This is a genomic window from Methylocapsa sp. S129 (assembly GCF_009765995.1).
Lineage (GTDB): Bacteria > Pseudomonadota > Alphaproteobacteria > Rhizobiales > Beijerinckiaceae > Roseiarcus.
Map to the genome: position 1 here is coordinate 268,059 of NZ_LMUI01000048.1, position 25,841 is coordinate 293,899.

Genomic DNA, 25,841 nt, shown 5'->3' on the forward strand with positions numbered 1-25,841 from the left:
GCTCATGGCGATGCGCCGGCGCGGCCTGATGTTGATCCTGTCCTCGCCCTCGGGCGCCGGCAAGACCACGCTCACGCGTATGTTGCTGCAGGACAAATCGCTTGACCTGACGCTGTCGGTTTCGGTGACGACGCGCGCGCGTCGTTCGAGCGAGGCGGACGGCATCCATTATCATTTCATCACGCAGCGCGAATTCGAGGCGCTGCGCCTGGCGGGCGATCTCCTGGAATCGGCGGAGGTCCATTCCCACCGCTACGGCACGCCGCGCGCGCCGGTGGAGGCCGTGCTCGCGCAGGGGCGCGACATGCTGTTCGATATCGATTGGCAGGGCGCGCAGCAGGTGCGCGAGAGCCTGGGCGCCGATGTCGTCTCCATCTTCATCCTGCCGCCCTCAATGGAGGAATTGCGTGCGCGCCTCGACCGGCGGGCCGAGGATTCGGCGGCCACCATCGCCGCCCGGCTCGACAATGCGCGCAAGGAAATCGAGCGCTGGCGTCAATACGACTATGTCCTGGTCAATGACGATCTGCAGCGCGCCTACAGTCAGGTCGTCTCGATCATAGCAGCCGAACGCCTACGCGAGCCGCGCGTCGCCGCCGGCGTCGAGGCGTTCGTCAAGCAGCTGCTGGAAAGCTGACGCGGAGGGAGCGTGATCGGCTGAGCCACAGGATGAGGCAGGCGAGCGCGACGGGGACCAGCGCCGCCCAATATCCCATGACGGCCATGACAGCGCCGATCGCCCAGACGATCGACAGGAGATGCTCGATCATCCCGACGACCTTCGATTGTGAATGGCGCCGCAGCACCAGGCCGCGCGGCGAAGGCGATGGACGCCAGAGGTTGAGCAGCGCCGTCGAGATGCCGGCGCCCAGCGTGAACAGCGCCGCGCAAACGGCGCCCCATGGCGCTGCAAACGCCAGCGCGACGACTGGCGCGGTCATCAGAAGCGAGATCGGCGTCAGGACCGCCTCGATTTTGTGGCGCTCGATCCGGCTGGCGGCGACGGGCGCGGCGCGCAAGAGATCGGGCGCATCTTCGCCCGACAGCGCCAGCCACGCGAGCGAGCCGGCGAGCTGTGCGCCGACCACGACGATAAGCGGCGTGAAGACGATGCCGGGCGAGCCGGTGACCCCGCCATTGCGCCACAGAATGAAGCTGATCGGCAGCATATAGACCACCTGCAGCGCGATCTGCGAAATCAGCCAGGGATCGCGCAGGATGAGGCGGCGCTCCTTCGCGCGCATCGTGGCGCCGAGGTTAGCGCGGAACGCACGCGTCTCGCGCCAACGCATGGGTGGCGGCGGGGCGCCTGTCGAGATTATCGCGGCGCTGGCGAAGCGCTTGCCCAGCACAAATGTCGCAAAAAAGAACATAGCAAGCGCGACCATCATCCAGAGACCGAGGGCCCGCATTTCGCCAGCCGCCGCGCGCGCGGGCAGCGATAGAAACGCGCGCCAATCAAGCCATCCCGCCTGCGCCGGCGATTCCATGACTTTCATCAGCGAGGCGCGCGCCGCGCCCGGCGCCGCCGCATAACCTTGCAGGCCGAGCATGAAGGAAGCGCCGACGGCCGTCGCGCCGATCTGCGTGACAAGGCGGGCGCGCCTGGGCCCAACCGCCGCGAAAAACGCGAGCGCCAGCATGATGCCGACGCCCGTGCCAAACAATCCACAGGCGACCAGGGCGGGATAGATGGCAAGCCAATGAAGATGACCGGCGAGCGCGTTCACATTGGCGAGCGGCAACAGAACAATCGCGAACCAAGCGATCGCATTGGCGGCGGTCGCGACCGCCCGTGCGCCAAGCACCGCGCGCGCCGAGACGGGCGAAGAGAACAGAAGTTCGAGATCGCCATGCGCATAAAGCGCGCGCGTCGTCGCGGTCATCGCTTGCGCTATTATGCCCGGCAAAACAAACAGCACGCCCAAAGCGATATAGCGCGAAAGCGAGGAATCATGGGCGAGCGGGTCTTCCGGTCCGTTAAACCGCAGCCCCCACCAGAATCCGATGTGCACAGCCATGAGCATCCCGGCGAGCAGAACGGCTTTGATCCGCGTCAGGCCGCCGACCGCAGCGTCGAACCCACGCCAGCTTTGGCGCAGATCATGCGCGGCGAGCCATGCGAAAGAGCCCGGTCGCGGGCTCATGCGGCGCGCTCGCTTTGCGCGATGAGGTTGAGGAATATCGTCTCCAGGCTCGCATTGTCATCGCCTCCCATGCCGCGCAACTGGCCGAGCGTTCCCTCCGCGATCAGGCGGCCGCGCTGGATAATGCCGATGCGATCGGCGAGGCGTTCGGCGACTTCCAGTATGTGCGTCGTCAGAATGATCGTCGCGCCTTGTTTGACGCGCGCGACGAGCAGATCCTTGACCTGCCGAGCAACAGCGGCGTCGAGGCCGGTCAGCGGTTCGTCGAGCATCAGCAATCTAGGTTCGTGAACCAAGGCGCCGGCGAGTGCGACCTTTTGCTTCATGCCGCGTGAAAAGCCCTCGCAGCGCTCGCGCCGATGCTCCCAAAGGCCCAGAGTCTCGAGGAGTTCGTTGGCGAGCGTCTGTGCGCGCCGGGGTTCAGCGCCCCATAGGCCGGCGACGAATTCGAGATATTCGAGCGGGTCGAGCTTGTCGTAAAGCATCGGCTCGTCGGGCAGCCAGGCAATGATGCGCTTGGCCTCGATCGGGCGCCGGCGCGCATCGACGCCAAATATTTCGATCGCGCCGCTGTCGGCCGGCAACAATCCCGCCACCATGCGCAAGGTTGTCGTCTTGCCCGCCCCATTGGGGCCGAGCAAGGCATAGAGCTCACCCGCGCACACGTTAAGATTGAGTCCGTCGACCGCGGTCTTGACGAAAGTCTTGCGCAGATCGCGCAAAACGAGCGCGGGCGGGATGGCGCTTCTGTCGATTTCACCCATCAAAGCCTCGCGTCTCACGCCCGATATTAGGAGCGGGCGCTTGCCGCGGGGTTAATGAGGTCCACGCAAATTCTGCGCCGCGCGCGCCAGCGCGACAAAACCGGCGACGTCGATTTCCTCCGCGCGGCGGGTCGGCTCGATGCCGGCGGCGGCGAGCAGAGCCCCGGCTTTGACGCCAAGCGTCGCGGCGAGAGGTTTGAGCGACTGGCGCAGCATTTTGCGACGCTGGCCGAAGGCGGCCTGGGTCGCCGCGGTCAGCAATATCCGGTCGCACGGGTCAGGCGCTCGGCGGGGGATCAATTCCACGACGCTCGACGTCACCTTGGGCGGCGGCGTGAAGGCGGCGGCCGGCACGTCGAACAGAATGCGCGAACGGCATCGCCATCCGGCGAGCACGCCGAGACGGCCGTAATCGGCGCGCTCGCTGGGGGTCGCGACAATGCGCAAGGCGACCTCGCGCTGAAACATCAGAATAAGGCGATCGAAGAACGGCGGCCAGGGCTCCGCCTCGAGCCAGCGCGCTAGCAGCGGCGTCGCAATATTATAGGGCAGATTCGCGCAGATGCGCAGCGGCGCGCCTTCGGCCCTGGTCGCCAAATCGGCAAAATCAAGCGCAAGCGCGTCGCCCGGGATGATGTCGAGCCGGCCTGGCCAACGAGAGGCGATGTCAGCCAAAGCCGCGAGGCATCGTTCGTCGCGCTCGACGGCGATGACTTTCGCCGCGCCTTCGCTGAGCAGCGCGCGCGTCAGACCACCGGGGCCAGGACCGATCTCGATGATTGCGACGCCGGTCAACGGCCCGGCGGCGCGCGCAATGCGGCCTGTGAGATTGAGATCGAACAGGAAATTCTGGCCGAGCGATTTTTTGGGGTCGAGGCCGTAAGTCGCCACGATTTCGCGCAGCGGCGGCAGGCCGTCATGCGCCAGACTCATGCGGCGGCCAGGCGCGCCGCGAGGCGCGCCGCCTCGATCAGGCTTGTGGGATTGGCCAGCCCCTTGCCGGCGATGTCGAAGGCCGTGCCATGATCGGGCGAGGTCCGAATGAACGGCAGGCCGAGCGTGACGTTGACGCCGGTGTCGAAAGCGAGCGTCTTGATCGGGATGAGGCCTTGGTCGTGGTACATGACAAGCGCGACGTCATAGCGGGCGCGCGCCGCCGCATGGAACATCGTGTCGGCGGGGTGGGGGCCGGTGATTTCGAGCCCCTCGGCGCGCAATTGAGCGATGGCGGGGATGATGATCTCAATCTCCTCGCGCCCGATCGCGCCGCCCTCGCCGGCATGGGGATTGAGGCCGGCGACGGCAAGGCGCGGGCGGGCGACGCCAAATCGGTCGCGCAGATCGGCCGCGACGATGCGGGCGGTGGAGACGATCAGTGCGCGCGTCAGGGTGCGCGGAACGTCGGCGAGCGGAATGTGGATCGTCACCGGCGCGACGCTGAGTTCGCGCGACCACAGCATCATGACGGGCTGCGCGCGTGCCCCCCATTGTTGGGCGAGCGCGCCGAGAAATTCGGTATGGCCGGGAAATGCAAATCCCGCTTCGTAGAGAACATGCTTGGCGATCGGGTTGGTCACCACGGCGCCGGCCTCGCCCGATCGGACATAGCCGACGGTGCGCTCGATCGATTCGATGGTCGCGCGCGCGAAGGCCGAATCGGGTTCTCCCGGCGTGGCGGCGGCCGAAGCGGCGAGCGGAACGACCGGCAACGCCTTGTCGAACGTTTGGGCCGCATGCCCGGGCTCGACGATGGCGATGGGGACTTCGAGCGCGAGCCGGCGGGCGAGTTCGTTCAAGGCGGCCGGGTCGGCGACGACAAAAAACGGCGCGCCAATTTCCGCGCGCCTCAACCAGGCGCGGAGCGCGAGTTCGGGGCCGATTCCGGCGGGCTCGCCCATCGACATCGCCAAAGGCAGGCGCGGCTTTTGCGTCGTTGCGTCCGATGTCATCGACAAGGGTTCAGCCAGAATCAAAAGCCGGAGACGCCGGTGGTCGTCTTGACTTCGCCCAAGGTGCGAAGCGTCAATTGAATCAAGAGCGTCTGATCGCGATATGTTGGCGTATTGGCGATCGGATCGCTGACGGTGTTCATATAATTGATCTTGAGGGTCGTGCATTCGTCCTCGTAGCCAATCCCGAACCCGAAATTCGTCGGATCCAACAACGGCGTTTTTTGTCCAGGCACGTCATAGTAATGACGCGACATGTCGAGAACGAGCGAGGCGTTGACGTTCCAGTGATCCATGAATTTATAGGTCGCGCTGGTGACGACGCCTTCACGATTGTACAGCCAGCCCAATTCCGGCTGGGCGTCGTAGCGCGCATAGTCCATGCTTGCGGTGAGGCCCTTGAACGTAAGGGATGTTATCGCGTCAAGACGCGTGAGCGCAAAAGTCGTGCTGTCGAATTGTTGCTTCGACGTAAAAGAGAGCGGGCTCTTGTCAAAGGGCGTGATCGTCTCGCCCGCCACGAAGTTCGAATATTTCTTATCGAGGCCCGATTCGAGCCCGGTATTGGCGGCGTCGGCCATCTCATATGAATTGTTGCCGAACAGTTGAATGGATTCGCCGCCCACCACATTGACGTGGCCGCCATTCGAGAAATCCGCCGTATACTGAAGCCCATAGTTTGCCCGGGCGCCACCCTCGATCCGGTCATATCCCGAATATTTGTTCCATTCGAACAAGTTCGTATCATCGAAGACTAGGCTCTGCGCGTCCTCGTTCGGTTGCAGCTTGGGCAAATATTCATTGGGCCGAATGATGACCTGGGCAATCGGCTCCACTACCTGCCGGCCGAGGGCGGACGTGGAGACGAAGGGATAGCGATATTCGAGCCCGACGCCGGCCATCCCCCGCATCGTCGTTTCGCTTTCCTGCCCGGCGAAAAAGGCTGGCTGACTTGAATTGCTGATCGAATCCGTCACCGTGCCATTGACGAAGGTGAAGGTCTGGCCGTCGTTAAGTTGGGTCGTCTCGCCATCCACCCGGGCGAAAACGAGCGGCGTCCATTCTTCGCCGATCGGGTCGACGTATTTACGCTGCCATGAAACTTGCGCCGTCGCGCGCGCATAGTCGCCCGCGATTCCGCGCAAGAGGCATTTGCCCGGCGTGTAGGTCGGCAGACCCGCGGCCGTTTCGCATACATTGTAGAGGCTATAGGCCTTGTCGAGGGTCTGCGCGCCAACCGCCTGATAGAGCGCGGCTGTTCGCGAGATATTGGTCATATTGACGTCGATGGTGACCTGTCCGCCGATGCCGTAACTGCGCTCGGGCGGCAAATCCATCATCTTGTTGTAATCGAGGACAGGCGCGGCGATCGGCTGCTGCTGCTGGAAGTCGTATGCAGTCAATCCCTCGAAACGATAGCCGCTCAGGTCGAAAAATCCGCGATCACCCTGTCCACGCAAATAGACCGAAGAAACGACGTCCTGAAAGTAATAATTACTCAGGTCGGTCACTTTTATCTTGTAGTCATTATAGTAAAATTTGTCGGACAAGAGCGTTATGTCCCATCCATACTTCCACTTGTCGTTGATATAAAAGAGGCCCTGACTTTCCAGCGAGCCGCGCAGTTCGCGACTGCCGGCCCCGTAAGGCGCCGCATTAAACGCGCCCGGATCCTGCTGGTCGATGCCGGTCAATCGAATGCTGTAGGCGCCATTGTCCAGGCGATGACGCCATTCCGCGTCGCCAAAAAGGCCCTGCTTGAAATAATAAATGGGATCGACCGTCAGGTCGTAATTAGGCGCCAGATTGAAAAAGTAGGGAATGCCAATTCCGGTGCCAAGATTTGAATCGTTGGAATATTGTGGCGTCAGCAATCCGCTCAGGCGGTTCACCGTGGGATCCGGCGCCGAAAAATACGGAAGATAGGCGAGGGGCACGCCTGCGACTTCAAGCCATGCATCCTCGTAATAGACGACATGGGTTTGTTGGTTGTGGATGACGCGAGCGGCGCGGACCTGCCAAAGCGGCGGTCTTTCCGGGTGATCTTTGCACGGTTCGCAAGCGGTATAGATTCCTTTTTCGAATACCGTGGTGTCGCCGTCGGATCGCTCGGCGCGCGGCGAGGTGAAACGCGTCTTGTCGACGTTGATCGTCTGGACGCTCTCGATGAAGCCGTCTCTAAAATTGTCGGTCAGGTCGAATTTCGAGCCATAGGTGACGTCGCCTCTTTCGTCGGTCAGCTTGGCGTGACCTTCCGCGAAGACGCGTTTCGTATTGCGGTCGTAGGTGACGCGGTCGGCTTCAAGGATACGCCCTTGATAATAGAGCTGTGCGTTGCCAACCGCCGATACGGTGTTCTTGTCCTTGTCGAAGACGAGTTCGTTCGCCTCGACAATCATCTTGTCAGGTTTTTTGATCTTGTCGGCTTTTTTGGCTTCGTCGGCCGCGGGCGGGGCGGCGGGCGCCTGGGCCAGGATTGGCGAGGCGCCGCCCAGCATCAACAACGCCGCAAACAGCACAACGCGCGCCGACGCAGGGATGCGCCGACATTCTGTCCGCGAGTCAGGAGGGCAGGCGAACCAGCCCATTAACCATCCTCCTGATGCAAAAGCACTAACACTCCGAATAAACAACCAACCACCGCTGGCGACCAGCCAGCGACGGGCGTGCTGACAAAACCGGCGCCGCCAAGATCACTCACCAGTTTGGTCGCAACATAAAGCACGAAGCCCGCTGTTACGCCACCAGAAACCATGAATCCGACGCCGCCCATTCGGAAGAATCTTAACGAAAACGAAGCGGCGACCAAAACCATCGCCATAAGCATCAATGGCCTGGCGATAAGCACTTGATAACGCAATCGATATCCCGTCGCATCCAGGCCCGCGCGCTCGATCTGCTCGGCCAACGGGGACAAGCTCCAAAATGGCACGGTTTCGGGCGCCATGTAGGACTGTGAAACCTCGCCGAGCGTCAATGTGGTCGCCAACAAATAAGTGGCGGCCGATTGAGTCTCCAGGCCGGGCGTCACGACTTCAGCCTGTTCCAGCCGCCAAAAGCCATCGTGCAGCGCCGCGCTAGCGGCGTCGATGCGTTCGGTAAAGGTTCCGTCCTTGTCGAAGGCGAAAACCGTCACTTTGGAAAGCGTGGCGCCGCTGTCGGCGACGCCATCGGCGTGGATGATCGCCTGCCCGTCCACGCTCTTTTGTCGAAGCCAAAGCCCTGCTGCGCCGCTTGACTGCCCCCCGGAGCCGAATAATTTCGCCTCGATGGCGTCCGCTCTTTGCTTCATGGCGGCGGAAACGGGATTGTAAAGAGCGACGGAGACAATTCCAATCACGACGACGACCGCCAGCGGCGGGGCCAGAAACTGCCAGACCGAAACGCCGGCGGCGCGCGCGACGACCAGTTCCAGTTTGCGGGACAGGCCAAGAAACGAGATCATCGCCCCGAACAGAACGGCGAAGGGCAACGCCTGCTCGGCGACGGTCGGCGTATGGAGAAACGAAAGCCACGCCAACAGCGGGCCCGTCGCCGCGGGCGTGTCGCCCGACCGGCGCAGCGTTTCGACCAGGTCAACCGTGAAAATGAGCGTGAAAACGCCGGCGAACGTCGCCAGAATCGTTCTGGCGAAGCGGATCGAAAGATAGCGCGCAAGCGTGCCGCCAATCATCGCGGCTCAACTCCGAGACAAAATCAGGCGAGCGCGGGCCCAGGCGCGAAACAGCACGCCGTGGAAAATTGTGTCGAGGCAAATGATGCAGGTGGCGAGCGGAATCGTCCAGACAAAGAGTTCGGCGCGCGGCCTGCTGACGACGAAGGTGGAGGCGGCGATTCCTAAGAGGCGCACCAGGCCGAAGGTCAAAACGGCGATGCCGATCGCCACGCCGCGGCCCTGGCGCGTCGTGCGCGCTTCCCCGAGCGCGGCAAAGCCGATCAGACCGGCCGCGAAAGCGTAAAACGGGCTGGCCAATCGGTCCAGCAACTCGGCCCTGAGCCGGCCGCCCAAGCGCTTTGTCGTTTCGTCGCCCAGGTCCGGATTGAGCAATTCGGCGGTCGTGCGTTCGCGCGGCCGTTTGGCCGTCTGCTCTTTGGGCGTGAATTGCGACAGGTCGATCGTGTAGTTCTCGAAGGTGACCATCGCCGAATCGCCGCTTTCCTGCGGTCGCTGATAGCTGCCCTTGGCGAGCACGAGATAGTTCAAGCCGTCCTTCTCCACGGTCTGGCCAAGTTCGGCGATATAGCTCGTGATATGGGCGGGATCGCGGCGATCCTGCATGAAGACGCCGTGCAACGATCCATCGGGCCCGCGCTCACGATAGTGGAAAACGAATCCGGCCTCCAATTCCGTAAAAGCCCCCGCGCGCGCGAAATTCGTGATGAAATCGGCATGGATTCTTGCGGTGAGCTCCTGGATGATGTCAAAACTCCATGGCATGACCTTAATCGTCATGGCGCCGACAAGGGCGAAAACGGCGCAAAACAGAATGACAAAAGGTCGCAGCAATGTTCCCGGACTAACGCCCGATGCGCTCATCACCACGAGTTCGCTATCGCCATTGAGTTTGTTGAGGCAATAGAGAACCCCGACGAACAATGCGACGGGCGCGATGATGGCGACGAGCGAGGGGATGGTGAGCCCGGTCATCGTAAAGAAGACGATGATGGTCTGCCCCTTGCTGGTCAGCAGATCGAACTGGCGCAAGGCTTGGGTGACCCAGATCACCGCCGTCAGCGCGAAAAGGCCTGAAAGAAAGGCCATCATGGCCGTCCGAAAAATATAGCGTTCGATACGCGTCATGCGGCCGTTATTCCCGATTCCCCAGGCAAAGCCAAACGCCAGCCTTCCCACACGCCCGCAACAAACCGCCCGTCCCATCGCCGGCGGAAGCGTTGAGCGCGGGTTCCAACGGCGCCGCGTCGATTCGAGCCTGATGGGGCTGTCAGGCTATTTCGCGGCGTCTTTTTGACCAGTGACTTAAAGCTCTTGATTTGTCGATCCGCAATGGCGCAGATGAGCGTGAAAGCATCGCGCGGTTCGAACCGCCTTTGAGGATGATAATGAGCGAATTCGTAAAAACCGTTTTCGGACCGCTGGCCGCGCCCAAGAGCGGAACATGCATTGTCTTTGTCGGCGTCGGGCTCAAATGCGGACCCGCCGTCAGCGCTTTTCTGGGCGGCGCGGTCGAGTTGATCGCGAGCGCCGCGAAGACCGCGCAGTTCGAAGGAAAGTCGCTGAGCGTCCTCGATATTCTCGCGCCGCGTGAATTTGCTGCCGAACGTCTTGTGGTCATCGGTCTGGGCGGCGCCAAAGAATTGGCGGAGACGGATTTTACGGCCCTTGGCGGATTCGCGTTCAGCAAAATTGGCGCCGCCAAAGAGGTCAGCATCGGTTTTGAGCCGCCCGAGGGGACGTGGGACGCCGCCGCCGCGGCCGATTTCATGATGGGCGTGCAGCTTCGCGCCTATCGTTTCGACAAATACAAGAAGAAGAAAGACGACGACAAGCGCAGCGTCGCGCTGGTGTCGATCGGCGTCAACGACGTTGAGGGCGTCCGCCTAGCGGCGAAATCGCGCGAAGCGCTCGTGGCGGGTGTTGAAATCGCGCGCGATCTCGTCAATGAGCCGCCGAACATTCTTTTCCCAATCGAGTTCGCCAATCGCGCCGCCAGCCTCGCCAAACTTGGGGTCGAAATCGACGTGCTCGACGAAAAGGCGATGGCCAAGCTCGGCATGGGCTCGCTGCTTGGCGTTGGCCAAGGCTCGGCAAGGGACAGCCGGCTCGTCGTGATGCGCTGGAACGGGGCGAAAGGGAAGGCCAAAAAGTCCGCGCCGGTCGCCTTCGTCGGCAAGGGCGTCTGTTTCGATACGGGCGGCATTTCGATCAAGCCGGCCGCCGGCATGGAAGATATGAAGGGCGATATGGCGGGCGCGGCTTGCGTCGTCGGCCTCATGCATGCGCTGGCGAGCCGCAAGGCGAAAGTGAATGCGGTCGGCGCGATCGGCCTGGTCGAAAACATGCCGGACGGCGCCGCCATCCGCCCCGGCGATATCCTGACGTCGATGTCAGGTCAGACGATCGAGATCATCAATACGGACGCCGAGGGCCGGTTGGTTCTGGCCGACGCGCTCTGGTACATCCAAGATAAGTACAAGCCAGCTTTCATGGTCGATCTGGCGACGCTGACGGGCGCCATTCTTGTCGCGCTGGGCCAGGAATATGCCGGCCTGTTCTCCAATAACGACGAGTTGGCGACGCACCTCACGCAAGCGGGCCTCGCCACCGGCGAGAAAGTTTGGCGGATGCCGCTCGGGGCAGTCTATGACAAGATGATCGATTCCAAATTCGCCGACGTCAAAAACGCCGCGGGCCGCCACGGCGGATCGATCACGGCGGCGCAGTTTCTCCAACGCTTCGTCAATGGCGCGCCCTGGGCGCATCTCGATATTGCGGGCGTTGGCATGGGATCGCCGGCAAGCGAAATCAACCAATCCTGGGGCTCGGGCTGGGGCGTGCGCCTGCTCGACCGGCTGGTGGCCGATTACTACGAAAAATGAACCTTTGGGAGAAAGCGATGCATTGGCGCCACGGGGTCGCCGTCATCTTGCTGGCGATGGGATTTGCGTCGGCGCCGGCGGCGGCCAAGCCGGCGTTGACCGGTTGTGACGCCTTCATTGAGAAGTTGCGGCTGAGCGCCAGCGACATGCAGGTCGACTTCACCCATTCGCTTGTCGTCTCGCGCGCCAAAGCTGACGCCAATGTGTTCGACATCACCACCAATGCCGATGTCGACGCGACGCTGACCTGTCACGGCGACGAATTCATCCGCTTTGAGGCGCGCATCACCGAGCCGGCGTCGGCGCGCGCCTCGACGAGTTTCGGTCGCTTCTCGGAAGCGGCCCTGCGCGCCGCGATGGGCTGGGACGCAAGCCGCAGCCAGAGCACGTTGCGCGACATGACGGCCGACGTTCGCGAATATCTAGCCGCCTCCAAGCAGCGCGGCGACGCCTACATCTCCGGCAAGACGGAAGAGCATGCGCCGGGCGGCGTCAGCCTCGGCCTGATTCATACCGACACGGATCGCGCTTTCATCATCGTCAGTCCCAACGGCTGAACGCGGTCTCTGAATTCCGAAAGCGGCCATGACCGAAATCCGCTTCTATCACCTCCAACGCCGCAAGCCCGAAGAGGCGCTGCCCGCCCTTCTTGAGGAAGCGCTTGAGCAGGGTTTGAAAACTGTGGTTGAAGCGCCAGTGCGTGAATGGATCGAGGCGTTGGACGAGCGTCTGTGGACCTATTCGGACGAAAGTTTTCTGCCGCATGGCGCGGCGCGCGATGGCGAGCCGGAGACGCAGCCGATTTTTCTGACCACCGGCGACGACAATCCCAACGGGGCGCGGTTGCGCATCCTCTTGGCCGGCGCCAGGGCCGCGCCGATCCTTGAGGGCCAACCGACGGCCTATCAACGCATCGTGATCCTGTTCGACGGCGCCGACGATGACGCGCGGGCGGAGGCGCGCGCGCAATGGGCCGAATTGAAAGCGGCGGGTTATGCGCCGAGCTATTGGCGCGAGGGCGAGACCGGCGGTTGGGAACAGGGGCGATAAGCAAAACTCCTATCGGCCCTCGTTGGCGGATTCTTAGGGAGTTTCGAGCGCCGGCGCCGGCGCCCACGCGGGAAGCGGCTTTCGCTGTGGCCGCGTATCGATCGGCGCGCAAAGCAGCGCTGTGAGCAGCATCAAGCCGATCTGAACAAGGAACAAGGATTTGAAGTCCGCCAGTCCCGGCGCCGCATGGCCGACGAGCACGATCGCGAGCGCAACGCCCATCACCGAGCCGACCTGCCGGACCGCCTGATTGACCGCGCTGCCGATTCCAAAACGGTTCGGCTCCAGCCGCGCCACGGCGGCGGCGGCCAGCGATGGCAATACCATGCCCGTGCCGATTCCGGTCAGCGCCATGCCGGGCAGCCAATCATGCAGGAAGTCGGGTTCGATTCCCGGGATCAGGAAAAACCACAGGCCGCCCGCCGCGCAAAGCACGCTGCCGGCCACCAGCGGCTGCTTGTGACCGAAACGCGCTGCGAATCGACCCGATAATATCGATACCGGCACGACGAAAAGGGGGCCTGGCGTCGCCGCCAGCCCGGCGCGCGAGATCGGGTAATGCCAGATCTCGGTCATGAACAGAAAGAACGTGAAGAACATCATCGCGAACGCTGTGCCGAAACTCAGCGTTGCGAGGTTGACGAAGCGATAGGTGCTGTTGTCGAACAGCGACAAATCGATCGCTGGCGAGGGCGCGCGCCGCGCCCAGGGAATGAAAGCGCCAAGCGCGACCATGCCGATCCCTAGGAATGACAGGACGATCGGCGAGGACCAGCCCAGCGCCTCGGATCGCACGAGGCCCAGAGCGACAGCGCCGACGCCGGCCGCCAGCAGAGTCACGCCGATGATGTCGAGCGGCGCGCCATTGTCGGGATTGCGCGATTCCTCGAACCAGCGCGCGCCGCGCCATAGCGAAATCGCGCCAAGCGGCAGATTGATGAAGAAGGCCCATTGCCAACCCCAGAGATCGATGAGCCAGGAGCCCACGCTCGGGCCGAGCGCCGCGGCGAGGCCGCCGACCGCGCCCCACAGACTGACCGCCACCGCCCGCTTTTCCCTCGGGAATGCGGCGAGCACGATGGACAGCGAGGCGGGCAGCAAGAGCGCCGCGCCGATCGCTTGCAGAATGCGCGCGCCGATCAGAAGCGCGACATTGCTGGAAAAGCCGCAGCCGAGCGACGCCAACAGAAAAACGCTGACGCCGACGACGAACATGCGCTTGCGGCCATATTCGTCGGCAAGCCGCCCGGCTGGCGCCAGCAGCGCCGCATAGACCACGGTGTAAGCGTTCAGCACCCAGGAAAGATCGGCCGTCGACACATCGGCAAAGCCGCTCCGCAACGCTGGGAAGGCGGCGTATAGTACCGTTGCGTCGATCGAGACGAGGAAAACGGCGATGCTGGCGATCGTGAAGGTCCGCCATGGCGAAAGCGGTCGCGGGGTTTTCATCTTTTCGAATCTCCGGGCGATGCGCTTCAGCGACCAGGAGCGCCGAGATAGACGCCCCGTTCCGCAGAAAGCCCGCGCTTGACGTTGCGCGAAATTTCGTCGGCCAACGCTTCCTCGCCGCCCGCTTCGAGCGTCTCCAGCGTCAACCTGACCACGTCCTCGGGCCGCGACTTCGGCGCGTCGATGCCGGCGGCCATGTCGGTGTCCATATAGCCGACATGCAGCGCAAGCACCTGCGTGCCCTGCGCGCGCAATTCATTGCGCAGGCCATTGGTGAGAGACCAGGCGGCGGCTTTGGAGGCGCCATAGGTGGACGATGTGGGAAGGCTGACCCAGCTTAGCACTGACAGCACATTCACGATCGCGCCGCCGCCATTGCGCGCCAGAGCCGGCGCGAAGGCGCGGGCGATATGGAGCGGGCCAAAATAATTGGTCTCAAGCTCGGCGCGCGCCGCCTCCACGCTATCGGCAGCGAGAAAGCCCTTCCCTCGCGCAATGCCGGCATTGTTGACGAGCAGGTCGACGTCGCCGCAGTCGCGCGCGGCGGCGGCGATTTCGTCGGCGTTCGTCACGTCGAGACGAATCGGCGTGACGCCCGGCAAAGCAACCGAGGCGGGATCGCGCGCGGCGGCGTAGACCCTGCGCGCGCCGCCGGCCAGAAGCGCCTTGGCGAAGGCAAGGCCCAGGCCGCGATTGGCGCCGGTGATGAAGGCGACGGCATTGTTGATTTTCATGGTGGGCTCCTAGGGTGAAAAAAGGGGTTGAAGGAAGCGGCTTCGATCAGCTTTTATATTCAATATGACTGGTCATCTTGTTGGCAGGAATAGAAAGCCTGTCGCCGGCGCCGCGGCGGCGTCAGACCAAGATCTTGGAAAAAACGACAGTGAGGAAGGCGTCCAGCGGCGCACGGTTTTTCTCGACCTTCGCTCGCAGCACGGCGCCCTCCCAGGCGTCGATGACAAAGGCCGCCAAGGCCTTCGGCTCGCTATCGCGGGGCAGGGCGCCTGCGCGTTGCGCTTCATCGATCACCTCGGCGATCGCATCTGTCCAGTTGATGAAAGCGGCGGAAACGCGCTCGCGAATGGCAGGGCTCTGATTGGAGAGTTCGGCGCCGAAATTGCCCAACAGGCATCCCGGCGCATCCGGATAACGCCCGCCCTCGATCAACGTCTCGAAATAACGGCGCAGCCGCGCAAGCGGAGCGAGCGTCTGATCCTGGAAAACCCTCCGGCGCGCCTCGCCCTTGGCCGCATATTTCTCCACCACCGCGGCGCCAAGATCGTCCTTGCTGGCGAAGTGATTATAGAACGACCCCTTGGGGACGCCCGCCGCTTCCGTGATGTCTTGCACGGACGTCGCATTGAACCCACGATTATGGAGGGTTTCGAGGCCGGCCGAAAGGATTTGTTCGCGGACATTGGGCTTGGGCATCGCGTCAATATGACCAGTCGTCTTGAAATTGTCAAGGCGAGCCAAAAGCGAGTGACAGATCGGCCGGAACGTTGCATAGCGCTCTTCATGACCTTTCGGCCGGACGGCGCCGTTGTTGCCGAAGCTTGTCTGGTGACGTCGATTGCAGAAGTCTCGCTTAGATTGGGATTTTTGCGATAGCCGGAGGGCTGGAGTCGACCCTTTGTAGACCTCGAAGCGAAGGTTTCGCGCGCGCGGGCAGTGGCGCTCATGGGGGGCGGGAGAAGAGGGGCATGGTGTTCGCAATCAAAGCCGAGGTTTGCGATCCGCGGGCGAGGACGTTCGCATTCATCGCGCAAAAGACGATGTATGGCGGGAAGCACATCGCCGAAGGCGACACGGTTTTCATCTTCGCGAGCGAGAACGAAGGCGGGCAAGGCCTCATCGCGCGCGGCGTTGTCACTTCCGCCGAAGCGATCGCGAAGAAGCGCGGCGTCGCCCGGCAAACGCCGCGTGTGAGCCTCTCGATCAGAAGCACCGCGCTCGCAAAGCGGCCGCTGGGACGGAGTGAGCTCAAACATCTCGCCGACTGGAATGACGGTCAGCCCGGGACTGAACTCAATTTCAAATTCTATCGTCAGGCAACGAACAAGATCGTCGGCGTGTCGGATGAAGCGGCGGCGTTCCTCGGCGCATTCTTTTAGCGCAACCGGCTGCTTGCGCTTTGGCAACCAGAGCGCTGCTCCGCGCATGCGCAGAATGATAGGCAAATGCCGACCGCCGGAGACACATATTCGTGCGCACACCCGTCGCCATTCTCGCGCCACCGATTGTGGAGCGGCGGGGGCCGCTCGCCGCTGCTTCTGCAGCCTTCCCTTGTCGCGAAACCTAATATTTGCGACGAAGTCCCCGTCATCGAAATTTGTGCGAAAATCCCGCCGTAAAATCGCGCGCATGAGTTGGAAGTGCTGCGCGTGGTTCCTATTGGCTCGCCAAACACAAGCTCACCATCACTGCGATACGATCCGTAATACGGTCATCGCCCCGAGGGGCTGGTGTGCGACATTGGCGGCTTGGATTTTCCGGAGGACCAAACCTTGACGCCGCCTATCAGAATCGCTGTCGCCGGCGCGTTGGGCCATATGGGCCGGGCGCTCGCGGAGGCCGCGGCCGCCGATTCGGCGGCGACGCTTGCTGCCCGCTTCGGCCGCCTGGGCGTCGAAGGCGAGGGGCTCGTCGATGTGGAGACCGCGCTTGGGGCAGCGGACGTGGTCGTTGATTTTACGACCGGCCAGGCGTCGGCTACGCTGGCGGAGATCTGCGCCGCACGCGGCGGGCCGGCGCTGGTGATCGGCTCCACAGGCTTCGAGCCCGCCGATCTCGCCCGGATCGCCGCAGCGGCGCGCAGGATTGCAATCGTGCGCGCCGGCAATTTCTCGCTGGGCGTCAACATGCTCCTGGGGCTGGTCGCCTGGGCGGCCCGAAGCCTGCCGCCCGAGACCTGGGATATCGAAATCTTTGAGGCTCATCATCGCAGAAAAATCGATGCGCCGTCCGGTACGGCGCTGATGCTGGGCGAGGCGGCTGCAAGCGGCCGACGCGTGTCGCTTGCCTCGGTGGAGAAGCGCGCGCGCGACGGCGTCGCGGCGGAGCGCGAAATAGGCGAGATCGGCTTCTCCGTGCTGCGCGGCGGCGGCATCGTCGGCGAGCATAGCGTGGTGTTCGCCGCCAATGAGGAGATACTGACCCTGTCGCATTCCGCCCGCGATCGCGGCATGTTCGCGCGCGGCGCCTTGGCCGCCGCGCTCTGGGTCGCCGGCCGCGCACCCGGCGAATACGACATGCAGGACGTTCTGGGCTTCTCGGGCGAGGCCTGATCCGGATCGAGGCCGGCGAGTAGCGCTGGCGCGGGGCCGCGCCGGACCGCATATTCATCCATCTGGCGGCGCAGGAGGCGACGCCGGATGGCGAGGAGGCATTGGTTCGAGCATGTTGACGGACGACCGGTATAACGAGGCTTCTGAACCGATCCGCGCTGGAGGCGAGGCGTGATCCTGAAGCAATATGTCATTACCCTTCCCGCCGACTACGACATGCGGATCATCCGTGAGCGCGTGGCGACGAAAGGGGCGGCGTTCGACACGCTCCCGGGCCTTGGCCTCAAGACCTTCATGATAAGGGAGCGCGGCCGTTTCGGCGCCGAGAGCAATCAATATGCTCCGGCGTATCTCTGGCCCGCCGTCGCGCCGATTTGGGGCTTCGTCGCCGGCGAAGGCTTCGCTCGCATCATCGAATCCTTTGGCCGGCCGCCAATTCGCAGTTGGCTTGGCCTTGCATTCGCGCGCGCCGATCGGTCGCGGGCGCTGACGGAGCTGCGAAGCGTCACCCGCGACGAGCAGAAGATTGTCGCTGGAACCGATCTTGCCGCCTTGCGCGAGCGCGAAATCGCAGAGGCGCGCAGAGCGGTCGAGAACACGCCTGACCATCTTGTCCGCGCGGTAGGGGTGAACCCGGAGAAATGGACGCTGGTTCGGTTCGATTATTGGACCGCGCGCCAGGACTCGCTCCCCCTGGGCGCGCATAGCTATGAAGTGCTTCACGTCTCCGCGCCGCACGCGGATGTGTTGGAGGCGTAGCGGGACGGCGCCGCGATTTTGCGTTTCCGGAGCTTTGCGCCGTTGCGCAATCCGCCCTTCTCAGGCAGGGAAGGCGCCGAAATGTCCTGGAGCGACGAATTTGTTTGACGCCTTGGGAGGATTCGGCTTGTCGAGCGCACCAAATTGAGCACGCTCGGGCCTGTTTCCTCGATCTTGCAGGAATTGCGCGACAATGCGCCCCCTGACCGGTTTTCCCTCGACTGGCTGCTGGACAGCCTGCGCGCCCGCTCGTTCTCCGTGGTGATCCTGATGCTTGCGCTGGTCGCGATGGCGCCGGGCGTCTCGATCGTGGCTGGCTTGCTGATCATCATCCTGGGCGTCCAGATGATCGCGGGGCGTTCGACGCCGGCGTTCCCGCGCCGCGTCGGCGCCTATACTTTGCCGACCGCCTATCTCTCGGGCTCGATCCAGCGCGTCGTCCCGGTCCTGACGCAGATCGAAAAGATCATCCGCCCGCGCTGGCCCATGCCGCCGCAGACGACCAAACGCGCGGTCGGCTGCGTCGTTGTACTTCTCAGCATCGCCGTCGTCTTCTCTCCGATCCCGCTCAGCAATGTCGCGCCGGCCTTCGTGATCGCGCTGATCGCCATGGCCTATCTCGAAGAGGATGGGCTGTTTCTGTCCTTTGCGCTCGCTGTCGGCTTGGCGCTGCTCTTTATCGCCGGAATCGTCATCTGGCAGGCGATCCTCGGCGTCCAGGCGATCGGTGGGCTGTTTTAGCGGGCGGATGGCTCCAAACGAAACCGGCGAACCATCGCTGGCCCGCCGGTCCCGTTTTGCAAGAAAGAACCGAGAATCGCCCTCAGTTGCCCATCAGGCTCTTTGCATTCTGGGCGGTGATCGCCAGCGTCGGGACCGTCACCGTCGTAGGCACGGACGCCGCGCAGTCCAGAAGGATTGACTTCGCCATATCGATCGCTTCCTTGCCGCCCGTCGGATAGGTGAAGGTCGCCGCCCATTCGCCCTCGGCGACGGCGCGAATGCCGCCCGCGGGCCCCGGCAGGCCGTCGGTGCCGATAATCTTCACATCCTTGCCTGCGCCTTTGGCGGCAAGGCGTGCGCCCGCCGCCATCATATCGTTGCTGGCGTAAACGACCTTGATGTCCGGATGGGCCTGCAGCATGGCCGAGAACGCCGTCTGGGCTTTGTCTGGAAGCCAATCGGCTGCCTGTTCCGCGACGATGTTGATCTTCGCGTTGGCTTTGACGCCATCTTTGAAGCCGTTGAGGCGCTCGACGGCCGGGGTTGAACTCGGGAGGCCTTCGAGCACCGCGACGTCGCCGCCGCCCGGCAGCAGTGTGTCGGAGGTGAACTTGCCGGCCTCGAGGGCGATCTTGTAATTGTCGCCGCCGATGAACGCGGTGTAGTCCTTTCCTGGATCGCCAACGGTCCTGCGGTCGAGTTCGATGACCGGAATACCGGCCTTCACGGCGCGCGCGACCACGGGAGTCAGCGGCGACGCTTCGAACGGCGAAATCAGGAGCAAGTCGACCTTCTGGGTGATGAAATTGTCGACCTGCGACGTCTGCGTGTTGACGTTGCCGGCGCCGTCGGCGATCTGCAACGTGAACTGCGGGACGGCCTTGGCCGCCGCCGTCAATTCATCGTTCACATGCTGGCGGTAAGGCTCGGCGTTGTTGGCTTGCGCGAAGCCGATGACGAATTTGCCATCCTTCGCACATTCTTTCACCAACGGCGCGCCCGCCGCCGAAGTCGCCATGAGCGCAAACGCTGCGCCCGCCAAAGCCGACGCTTGCAACGCGCGCCGCTGCCGGTCTATCCCTTTACTGCTGTTCATTACTATTCCTCCCTGTCGAAACTGCCTGTTTCCCCAATGGGGCTGGTGGTGTTTCAGTTCACCGGGGCCGGCTGCAATCCGGCTCCGGTGGTTGCTCTATGTGTCGCCGAACACTCAACGCGTCACCCCCTCGCGGCGACGAACGAGGGACTGAAGAACCGCGGCGAGCACGATGATTGCGCCCGTCGCCAGAAGCTGCAAAGCGGCATTGATGTTGTTGAGCTGCAGGATGTTGGCCAGCGCACCGAGCATGACGCTGCCGGCGACCGTACCGACCATCGATCCGGAGCCGCCGAACAGGCTCGTGCCGCCTATGACCACGGCCGCGATCGCCGTGAGCTCATAACCCGTGCCATCGTTGGCGCTGCCGAAATTGAATTGCCCGGCATGGACGATGCCGGCCGCCGCGGATGCGAGTCCGGTGATCGCGTAGACCGAGATTTTCATCGCCGTCACGGGAACGCCCGAGAGCCGCGCGGCCCTTTCATTGCCGCCCACCGCGAAAATGTAACGCCCGAAACGTGTGGTGTTCAGGACGATCGTCGCAACGACGGCGAAAGCGATGAAAACCAACGTCGCCACGGGCACCGTATTGTCGAAAAGCCTGTCGCCGAGAATGGCGAAGATCGGCGGCGCAAGGCCGGGCCCGTCGCCATAGGAAATGTTGATGTACTGATTGTTCGACACCACCAGCGCGAGCCCGCGCGCCACCTGAAGCCCGGCGAGCGTGACGATGAAAGGCTCGAGGCGAAAGCGCGTCGAAATCCAACCCTGCACGGCGCCGAAGGCGGCTCCGACGACAAGAACGGCGAGCAGCGTTGGCGCAAGGCCCCAGCCGACGCTGACCATCATGGTGGCGGTGAGGACGCTCGACAGGCTGAGCAAGGCGCCGACGGAAAGATCGATGCCGGCGGTAATGATGACGAATGTCATCCCAACGGCGATGATCCCGGTTTCCGAAATCGCGCGGATGATATTGGCGATATTGTCGGGCGCCAGGAAAAGGATGTGGCCATGCCTTACAGGCGAAAAGATCACGCCGCCAATGGCCACCAGCACGAGGCCGATGAGACTCTGAAACCGCACGGCGAACGCCAGCAGATCGATTCTCGGGGCGCTCTTTGATGCGCCGTGAGGAATTGTCGTCGGTCGCGCGCCAACGTCAGGCATGGATCATTTTCTCCCCGGAAGCCGCCGTTAGTACGGTCAGCTCGTCAATTCCGCCGTCAAATTCCGCAACCGTCCGTCCGCCGCGCAGAACGACGATGCGGTCGCAAATTCCCAGAAGTTCCGGCATTTCGCTGGAGGCGACGAGAACGCCGAGCCCCTCTGCGGCCAACTCGCGCAGACGCGCATAAATCTCGCCCTTGGCGCCGACGTCGACGCCGCGCGTGGGTTCGTCAAGCAGCAGAAGCAGTGGTTCGCCGAGTACTTCTTTTGCGAGGACGACCTTTTGCTGGTTGCCCCCGGACAGCGCGCCAGCGGCGATGCGGACGTCGTGCGGCCGAATGTCGAACTGTTTGAATGAGCGTTCCGCGGAATCTGTTTCCCTGGCCGCCGACACGAATCCGAATGGCGTCACTTGGCGGATGATCGACATCACAAGATTGCGGCCGACCGACATGCGCAGCATGAGCCCGTCGCCGCGGCGATCGTCGGTGACGAAGGCGATGCCTGCGCGCCGCGCCGCGCGGATCGAAGCGAGCTTCGTCGATCGTCCGTTGACTTCGACGACGCCTTCCCACGCGCCTTCGAGCCCCGACCCATAGAGCGCGGACAAAAGCTCGGTCCTGCCGGCGCCCATGATGCCGGCCAGGCCGACAATCTCGCCGGCATGGACGTTCAAAGTCACCTCTTCGGGCGCCTGCCAGCCGGCCCGATCGCGGCGCAAGCGGAAGCGCGCGCGCTCAAGGTTCAGCAGTCGGCGTCCTGAATTAACGGCGCGCTTCGGATAGAGCTCGCCGAGAGGTCTTCCGACGAGCAATTGAACAATTTCAGCCTGCGGCGCCTTGGGCGACGTTTCTCCTGCGACCAAGCCGTCGCGCATGACGGTGACCCGATCGGCGACGCGCGGCACCTCTTCCAGGCGATGGGATATATAGATAATCCCGACCCCTCTGGCGCTGAGATCGCGCATGATCTTGAACAGCCGTTCGACTTCCGTCGAGGTCAGCGCGGCCGTCGGCTCGTCCATGATGAGGACTTTCGACGCGCTCGACAGGGCCTTGACGATAGCGACGACCTGACGATGGCCGATCGACAAATCCGCAACCCGTCGGTCGATATCGATGTCGACATCAATCGCCGAAAGCCTCTTACGCGCCTCGTCGCGCATCGCAGCCTTATCGAGGAATCCATTGCGGACGCGTTCGCGCCCCAGGAACAGATTGGCGGCGACGTCGAGGGTCGGCACGAGATCGAGTTCCTGATAGATCGTCGCGACGCCCGCCGCCTGCGCCTCGCGGGGGTCGTCGAAGCGAACGGGTTGGCCATCGATGGCGATCTCGCCCTCGTCGGGGGCATGCGCTCCCGAAAGCACATTCATCAACGTTGACTTGCCGGCGCCGTTCTCGCCAAGCAGCGCATGAACCTCGCCGCTATAAAGCGTGAAATCGACGCCGCGCAAGGCGCGCGCGCCGCCAAAGCTCTTGGCGATCCCGCGCGCTGCGAGAACGGGAACCCGGCGATCGGGGCCTGCCGCTGCTTCGCTCATGACGGGCGTCCGCAAGAATTGCGCTCGATCAGCGTGCCGTCAAGCCGGATGGTTCGGCGGGCGCCATCTGCCGAAGCGATGCGTTCGATCAACAGGGCGGCCGCGCGCCGACCGATTTCTTCGCAAGGCTGGGCCACAACCGTTAGCCTCGGTTCAAAGCAATCGGCCCATTCGAAATCGTCCAGGCCGACGATGGAAATATCCGCGGGCACTTTGAGATCGCGCGCTCGTAAGGCGCGCATCGCGCCGATCGTCGCCATATTGTTGCCGGCGACGAGCGCGGTCGGAGGATGGGGGAGGGACATCAGGGCGTGCGTTGACGCGGTCGCCGAGGCGGTATTCGCATTGCCTGTGACAAGCAGGGCCGGGTCGAAGTCCAATCCATGCGCCGCCAGCGCCAGCTTGTAGCCGTCGATGCGCTCCAGGGTCGTCGCAAAGCCAGGGTGGCCCGCAATGAACCCGATGCGGCGATGACCGAATGAAGCGAGATGGGCGACCAGAAGCGCCATCGCCTCGCGATTCTTCACGCCTACCTGATCGAAACGCTCGTTCGGCATGCGATCGACGAGCACGCAGGGAATGCCTGCCGCCTCGAGATAGCTGAGCGAACGTTGCTGCGGATCGGGCGAAGGCGCCAGGATGATGCCGTCGACCCTTCTTTGATGAAGAGCCCTGACGACGTTCAGCTCCCTTTCGGGATCGTCTTGCGTGTCGGATAAAAACACCATGAGGCCGAGGCGCGCGCATTCGGTCTCGATCGCGCAGATGATGTCGCTGAAATAAGGATTGGAGATCGCCGAAATCGCAATGCCCACGCTCTTTGTCGAAGCCATCTTGAGCGATCGGGCAAGCGTGTTCGTCTGATAGCCGACGCTGGCGATTGCGGCTTCGACGAGCTTCCTCGTCTCAGGCAAGACGCGCCGCGTATGATTGACGACATGCGAAACGGTGGAGACCGATACGCCCGCCCTGCGGGCGACATCGACGATGGTCGAAGTCATTGCGCTTGATGGGCTCAGCGCATGGCGTGGCTGCCCAGCCGGCTTGGTCATCCTCCGTGCGCCTCCCCAAACCCGCCTCACCTTCGACCAAAGCGGCCGGTGAGCGCTGATTTGAGGTAGGCTAATTCAGTCGAAACGTTTGCGCAATCGTTTCGATGTCAATATTGTCGATATTCTCATAAAAATCTGGGGAGGCGGTCAGTATGATGCTCAAACGCATACCGGCGTTTATCGATCCCGAATTGCTCTGGACTTTGGCGTCGATGGGACATGCCGATGAAATCGCGGTGGTCGACCGCAATTTTTCAGCGCGGCGCGTGGCCGAAAGCACCACGACAAAAAAGCTGATCGTCTTGCAGGGCATTGATGCGCCGACCGCCATCGCCGGCATGCTCGAACTTTTTCCGCTTGATGATTTTGTCGATATGCCGCTGTCGCATATGGGCCCCGTCGAAGACCACACGCGACTGCTTGACGTGCATAGAGAGGTGATCGCGGCCTGCAGCCGGGCGGAGGGGCGCCCGATTCGGAGCAACGCGGTCGAGCGCGCGGCGTTCTATCCCATCGCCAAGGCGTCGTTCGCGATCATTCAGACGGCGGAGACCCGTCCTTACGCCAATTTCATTCTGAAGAAGGGCGCCATTTCTTAGCGTCGATCAATACATTCCGGCGTGTCGCGACAGGCGACCGTCTCCGGCTTGCCTGCCATCGACCATAACTTCCACGGTGAGCGTTCAGGTCGCGGCTTCGACCTCGATGTCATCAGTCTTGCGGCGATGGCCGCTCATCACCGCGCCGGCATTGCGCGGAAAGCCCAGGCAGACCGGGGCGGCAAGTAGCGAGATGGCGGTGACGACCAGGAATGCCGCCGAAAAATCGTCGACGGTTGCGTGGCGATGGTCATCGATCATCTTCGCCATCGTCAAGGCGAGGGCGCCGGTGCAGATGCCGAAGGACAGCATCAATTGCTGAAACGTGGTGTAGAAGCTGTTGGCGGCGGCGGTGCGTTCCGACGCAATGTCGTCATAGGCGACCGTGTTATAGGCGGTGAATTGCAGCGACATCGAGAAGCCGCAGAAGGCGAGCACGGTGAACATGATCCAGTGCGGCCATTCCTGCCGGAATGCAGCACAGGCGGCGTAAAGCAAGCTGGACAAGACGCCATTCCAGATCAGCGTGTTGCGAAAGCCAAAGCGCCGTAGGATCGGCGCCGCGGCCGCCTTCATCACCATGGAGCCGCAGGCAGTCGCAAACGTCAGGAGACCGCTTTCGGCCGCCGACATGCCAAAGCTGATCTGCATCATCAGCGGCAACAGGAAAGGCTGGGCGCCCTGGGTGATGCGCGACAGCGAGCCGGCCACCATTGCGACGCGAAATGTCGGAATGCGCATCAGGCTGAGATCGAGGATCGGCGTTATCCGGCGCTGGCGCAGGGCATAGACGACATAGGCGGCGCCGCTCGCGAGGCCCGCGCCGATCAGCGCGAGCGCGACCGATGTTTCGGCGGTCCCACGGCTTGCTGTCTCGAAGCCAAACAGCAGACACGCCAGCGAGACGCCGGAGAACACGAAACCGATGAGGTCGAAAGGCTGACGCATCGTTGAACGCGTGTTCTCAATGAAGAACCAGGTCAGGAGGAGGCCAAGAGCGCCGATCGGCACGTTGATGTAAAAGATCCAGCGCCAATCGAGGTAGGTCACGATGAGACCGCCGACAGGCGGCCCCAGGATCGGGCCGATCAAGGCCGGCACAAGATACCAGGTCATCGCCGAAACCAGATCCCGTTTGTCGACGCTGCGCAGCAGCACGAGACGGCCCACCGGAATCATCATCGCGCCGCCGGCGCCCTGCAAAAGCCGCGCGCCGACGAGCATCGGCAAATTAGGCGCCTGCGCGCACAGGATCGAACCGATCGTGAAGATCGCGATGGCGCTGGAAAACACAGTCCGCGCGCCAAACCTGTCGGCCAGGTGGCCGCTTGCTGGGATGAGAACCGCGAGGCTCAGAATATAGGACGTCAACGCGATGCTCATATGGGAGGGCGAGACGTCGAAATGCCGCGCCATGGTCGGCAGGGCGGTCGCGAGCACGGTCGAGTCGAGCTGTTCCATGAAAAGGGCGCTGGCGATGATCAGCGCCGTCGTGCGGTAGTTCGGCCGGCTGATTTCTCCAGCCTGGCCAACAGTCAATTCCGACATGATCGGCAGCAATTCCAATAGACGCGAAGCGCCGCGGCTATACCAGGCGCAAGCAACTCCGCGAGGCGGGTTTTGGCCGATTCAGAACCGGTCGGGGCGGGAAACGCCCGGCACTATAAACGCGTTGGGCAATTGGCGGCATGGTGA

General features: G+C 63.0%; 24 protein-coding genes. 9 read left to right on the forward strand and 15 right to left on the reverse strand.

The window, feature by feature from the left end:
- Window positions 1-4 precede the first annotated feature (4 nt).
- Entirely contained in the window at window positions 5-637 is a 633-nt protein-coding gene (gene gmk, locus GSQ90_RS26440; RefSeq protein WP_158818196.1) for a guanylate kinase, read from the forward strand.
- Here gmk and GSQ90_RS26445 read toward each other — a convergent pair.
- From GSQ90_RS26445 to lptF, 7 genes are all read right to left on the reverse strand, one after another.
- Window positions 615-2,147: a hypothetical protein gene (locus GSQ90_RS26445; protein ID WP_158817941.1), complete on the reverse strand. Its 1,533-nt coding sequence runs from the start codon at window positions 2,145-2,147 to the stop codon at window positions 615-617. The two genes, gmk and GSQ90_RS26445, sit on opposite strands and share 23 nt — an antisense overlap.
- Window positions 2,144-2,911: an ABC transporter ATP-binding protein gene (locus tag GSQ90_RS26450; protein ID WP_158817942.1), complete on the reverse strand. Its 768-nt coding sequence runs from the start codon at window positions 2,909-2,911 to the stop codon at window positions 2,144-2,146. The genes GSQ90_RS26445 and GSQ90_RS26450 overlap by 4 nt, the downstream gene beginning before the upstream one ends.
- A gap of 51 nt (window positions 2,912-2,962) precedes the next feature.
- Window positions 2,963-3,844, reverse strand: coding sequence for a 16S rRNA (adenine(1518)-N(6)/adenine(1519)-N(6))-dimethyltransferase RsmA (gene rsmA, locus GSQ90_RS26455; RefSeq protein ID WP_158817943.1), 882 nt, complete (start codon window positions 3,842-3,844; stop codon window positions 2,963-2,965).
- Window positions 3,841-4,860, reverse strand: a complete 1,020-nt coding sequence (pdxA, locus tag GSQ90_RS26460; protein ID WP_158817944.1) for a 4-hydroxythreonine-4-phosphate dehydrogenase PdxA — start codon at window positions 4,858-4,860, stop codon at window positions 3,841-3,843. Before pdxA ends, rsmA begins: the two co-directional genes overlap by 4 nt.
- 20 nt (window positions 4,861-4,880) lie before the next feature.
- Window positions 4,881-7,379, reverse strand: coding sequence for an LPS-assembly protein LptD (locus tag GSQ90_RS26465; RefSeq protein WP_246731791.1), 2,499 nt, complete (start codon window positions 7,377-7,379; stop codon window positions 4,881-4,883).
- A gap of 68 nt (window positions 7,380-7,447) precedes the next feature.
- Entirely contained in the window at window positions 7,448-8,533 is a 1,086-nt protein-coding gene (gene lptG, locus GSQ90_RS26470) for an LPS export ABC transporter permease LptG (protein WP_158817946.1), read from the reverse strand.
- Between the two features lie 6 nt (window positions 8,534-8,539).
- Window positions 8,540-9,661, reverse strand: coding sequence for an LPS export ABC transporter permease LptF (gene lptF, locus GSQ90_RS26475; protein ID WP_158817947.1), 1,122 nt, complete (start codon window positions 9,659-9,661; stop codon window positions 8,540-8,542).
- A gap of 260 nt (window positions 9,662-9,921) precedes the next feature.
- Between lptF and GSQ90_RS26480 the strand changes: the two genes are divergently transcribed.
- The 3 genes from GSQ90_RS26480 to GSQ90_RS26490 are packed head-to-tail and all read left to right on the forward strand — an operon-like array spanning window position 9,922 to window position 12,468.
- Window positions 9,922-11,418: a leucyl aminopeptidase gene (locus GSQ90_RS26480; RefSeq protein ID WP_158817948.1), complete on the forward strand. Its 1,497-nt coding sequence runs from the start codon at window positions 9,922-9,924 to the stop codon at window positions 11,416-11,418.
- 17 nt (window positions 11,419-11,435) lie between these two features.
- On the forward strand, window positions 11,436-11,975 hold the full coding sequence (locus GSQ90_RS26485) for a hypothetical protein (RefSeq protein ID WP_158817949.1): 540 nt from the start codon (window positions 11,436-11,438) through the stop codon (window positions 11,973-11,975).
- Between the two features lie 28 nt (window positions 11,976-12,003).
- Complete coding sequence (locus GSQ90_RS26490; protein WP_158817950.1) at window positions 12,004-12,468, forward strand: DNA polymerase III subunit chi; 465 nt, start codon at window positions 12,004-12,006, stop codon at window positions 12,466-12,468.
- Window positions 12,469-12,501: 33 nt separating this feature from the next.
- Here the strand turns inward: GSQ90_RS26490 and GSQ90_RS26495 are convergent, their stop codons facing one another.
- The 3 genes from GSQ90_RS26495 to GSQ90_RS26505 all read right to left on the reverse strand — a co-directional run bounded on the left by GSQ90_RS26495 (window position 12,502) and on the right by GSQ90_RS26505 (window position 15,348).
- Window positions 12,502-13,917 (reverse strand): MFS transporter, encoded by a 1,416-nt coding sequence (locus tag GSQ90_RS26495; RefSeq protein ID WP_158817951.1) that lies wholly within the window; start codon window positions 13,915-13,917, stop codon window positions 12,502-12,504.
- A gap of 26 nt (window positions 13,918-13,943) precedes the next feature.
- Complete coding sequence (locus GSQ90_RS26500) at window positions 13,944-14,651, reverse strand: SDR family oxidoreductase (protein ID WP_158817952.1); 708 nt, start codon at window positions 14,649-14,651, stop codon at window positions 13,944-13,946.
- Window positions 14,652-14,772: 121 nt separating this feature from the next.
- Window positions 14,773-15,348 (reverse strand): TetR/AcrR family transcriptional regulator, encoded by a 576-nt coding sequence (locus tag GSQ90_RS26505; RefSeq protein WP_158817953.1) that lies wholly within the window; start codon window positions 15,346-15,348, stop codon window positions 14,773-14,775.
- Between the two features lie 272 nt (window positions 15,349-15,620).
- Here GSQ90_RS26505 and GSQ90_RS26510 point away from each other — a divergent pair, with 272 nt between their 5' ends.
- The 4 genes from GSQ90_RS26510 (at window position 15,621) to GSQ90_RS26525 (ending at window position 18,704) form a co-directional block, all read left to right on the forward strand.
- The gene (locus tag GSQ90_RS26510) at window positions 15,621-16,031 is read left to right on the forward strand and encodes a hypothetical protein (RefSeq protein WP_158817954.1); all 411 of its coding nucleotides are present in this window, start codon (window positions 15,621-15,623) and stop codon (window positions 16,029-16,031) included.
- A gap of 393 nt (window positions 16,032-16,424) precedes the next feature.
- Entirely contained in the window at window positions 16,425-17,204 is a 780-nt protein-coding gene (dapB, locus tag GSQ90_RS26515) for a 4-hydroxy-tetrahydrodipicolinate reductase (RefSeq protein ID WP_158817955.1), read from the forward strand.
- A 171-nt stretch (window positions 17,205-17,375) separates the two neighbouring features.
- A complete protein-coding gene (locus tag GSQ90_RS26520; protein ID WP_158817956.1) occupies window positions 17,376-17,963 on the forward strand; it encodes a DUF4865 family protein in 588 nt (195 codons plus the stop codon).
- Window positions 17,964-18,107: 144 nt separating this feature from the next.
- Window positions 18,108-18,704 carry an exopolysaccharide biosynthesis protein gene (locus GSQ90_RS26525; RefSeq protein WP_158817957.1) on the forward strand — a complete coding sequence of 199 codons (597 nt, stop codon included), beginning with the start codon at window positions 18,108-18,110 and terminating at the stop codon, window positions 18,702-18,704.
- Window positions 18,705-18,786: 82 nt separating this feature from the next.
- Here GSQ90_RS26525 and GSQ90_RS26530 read toward each other — a convergent pair whose 3' ends face one another.
- From GSQ90_RS26530 to GSQ90_RS26545, 4 genes are all read right to left on the reverse strand, one after another.
- Entirely contained in the window at window positions 18,787-19,782 is a 996-nt protein-coding gene (locus GSQ90_RS26530; RefSeq protein WP_158817958.1) for a substrate-binding domain-containing protein, read from the reverse strand.
- Between the two features lie 114 nt (window positions 19,783-19,896).
- Complete coding sequence (locus GSQ90_RS26535) at window positions 19,897-20,952, reverse strand: ABC transporter permease (RefSeq protein ID WP_158817959.1); 1,056 nt, start codon at window positions 20,950-20,952, stop codon at window positions 19,897-19,899.
- The gene (locus GSQ90_RS26540; protein WP_158817960.1) at window positions 20,945-22,495 is read right to left on the reverse strand and encodes a sugar ABC transporter ATP-binding protein; all 1,551 of its coding nucleotides are present in this window, start codon (window positions 22,493-22,495) and stop codon (window positions 20,945-20,947) included. Before GSQ90_RS26540 ends, GSQ90_RS26535 begins: the two co-directional genes overlap by 8 nt.
- Window positions 22,492-23,547: a LacI family DNA-binding transcriptional regulator gene (locus GSQ90_RS26545; RefSeq protein ID WP_246731793.1), complete on the reverse strand. Its 1,056-nt coding sequence runs from the start codon at window positions 23,545-23,547 to the stop codon at window positions 22,492-22,494. The genes GSQ90_RS26540 and GSQ90_RS26545 overlap by 4 nt, the downstream gene beginning before the upstream one ends.
- Window positions 23,548-23,699: 152 nt before the next feature.
- On the opposite strand from GSQ90_RS26545, the gene GSQ90_RS26550 reads away from it, so the two are divergent.
- Entirely contained in the window at window positions 23,700-24,146 is a 447-nt protein-coding gene (locus GSQ90_RS26550) for an RbsD/FucU family protein (RefSeq protein WP_246731794.1), read from the forward strand.
- Window positions 24,147-24,230: 84 nt separating this feature from the next.
- On the opposite strand, the gene GSQ90_RS26555 is transcribed toward GSQ90_RS26550, so the two are convergent.
- Window positions 24,231-25,694, reverse strand: coding sequence for a DHA2 family efflux MFS transporter permease subunit (locus GSQ90_RS26555; RefSeq protein WP_158817961.1), 1,464 nt, complete (start codon window positions 25,692-25,694; stop codon window positions 24,231-24,233).
- Window positions 25,695-25,841 lie beyond the last annotated feature (147 nt).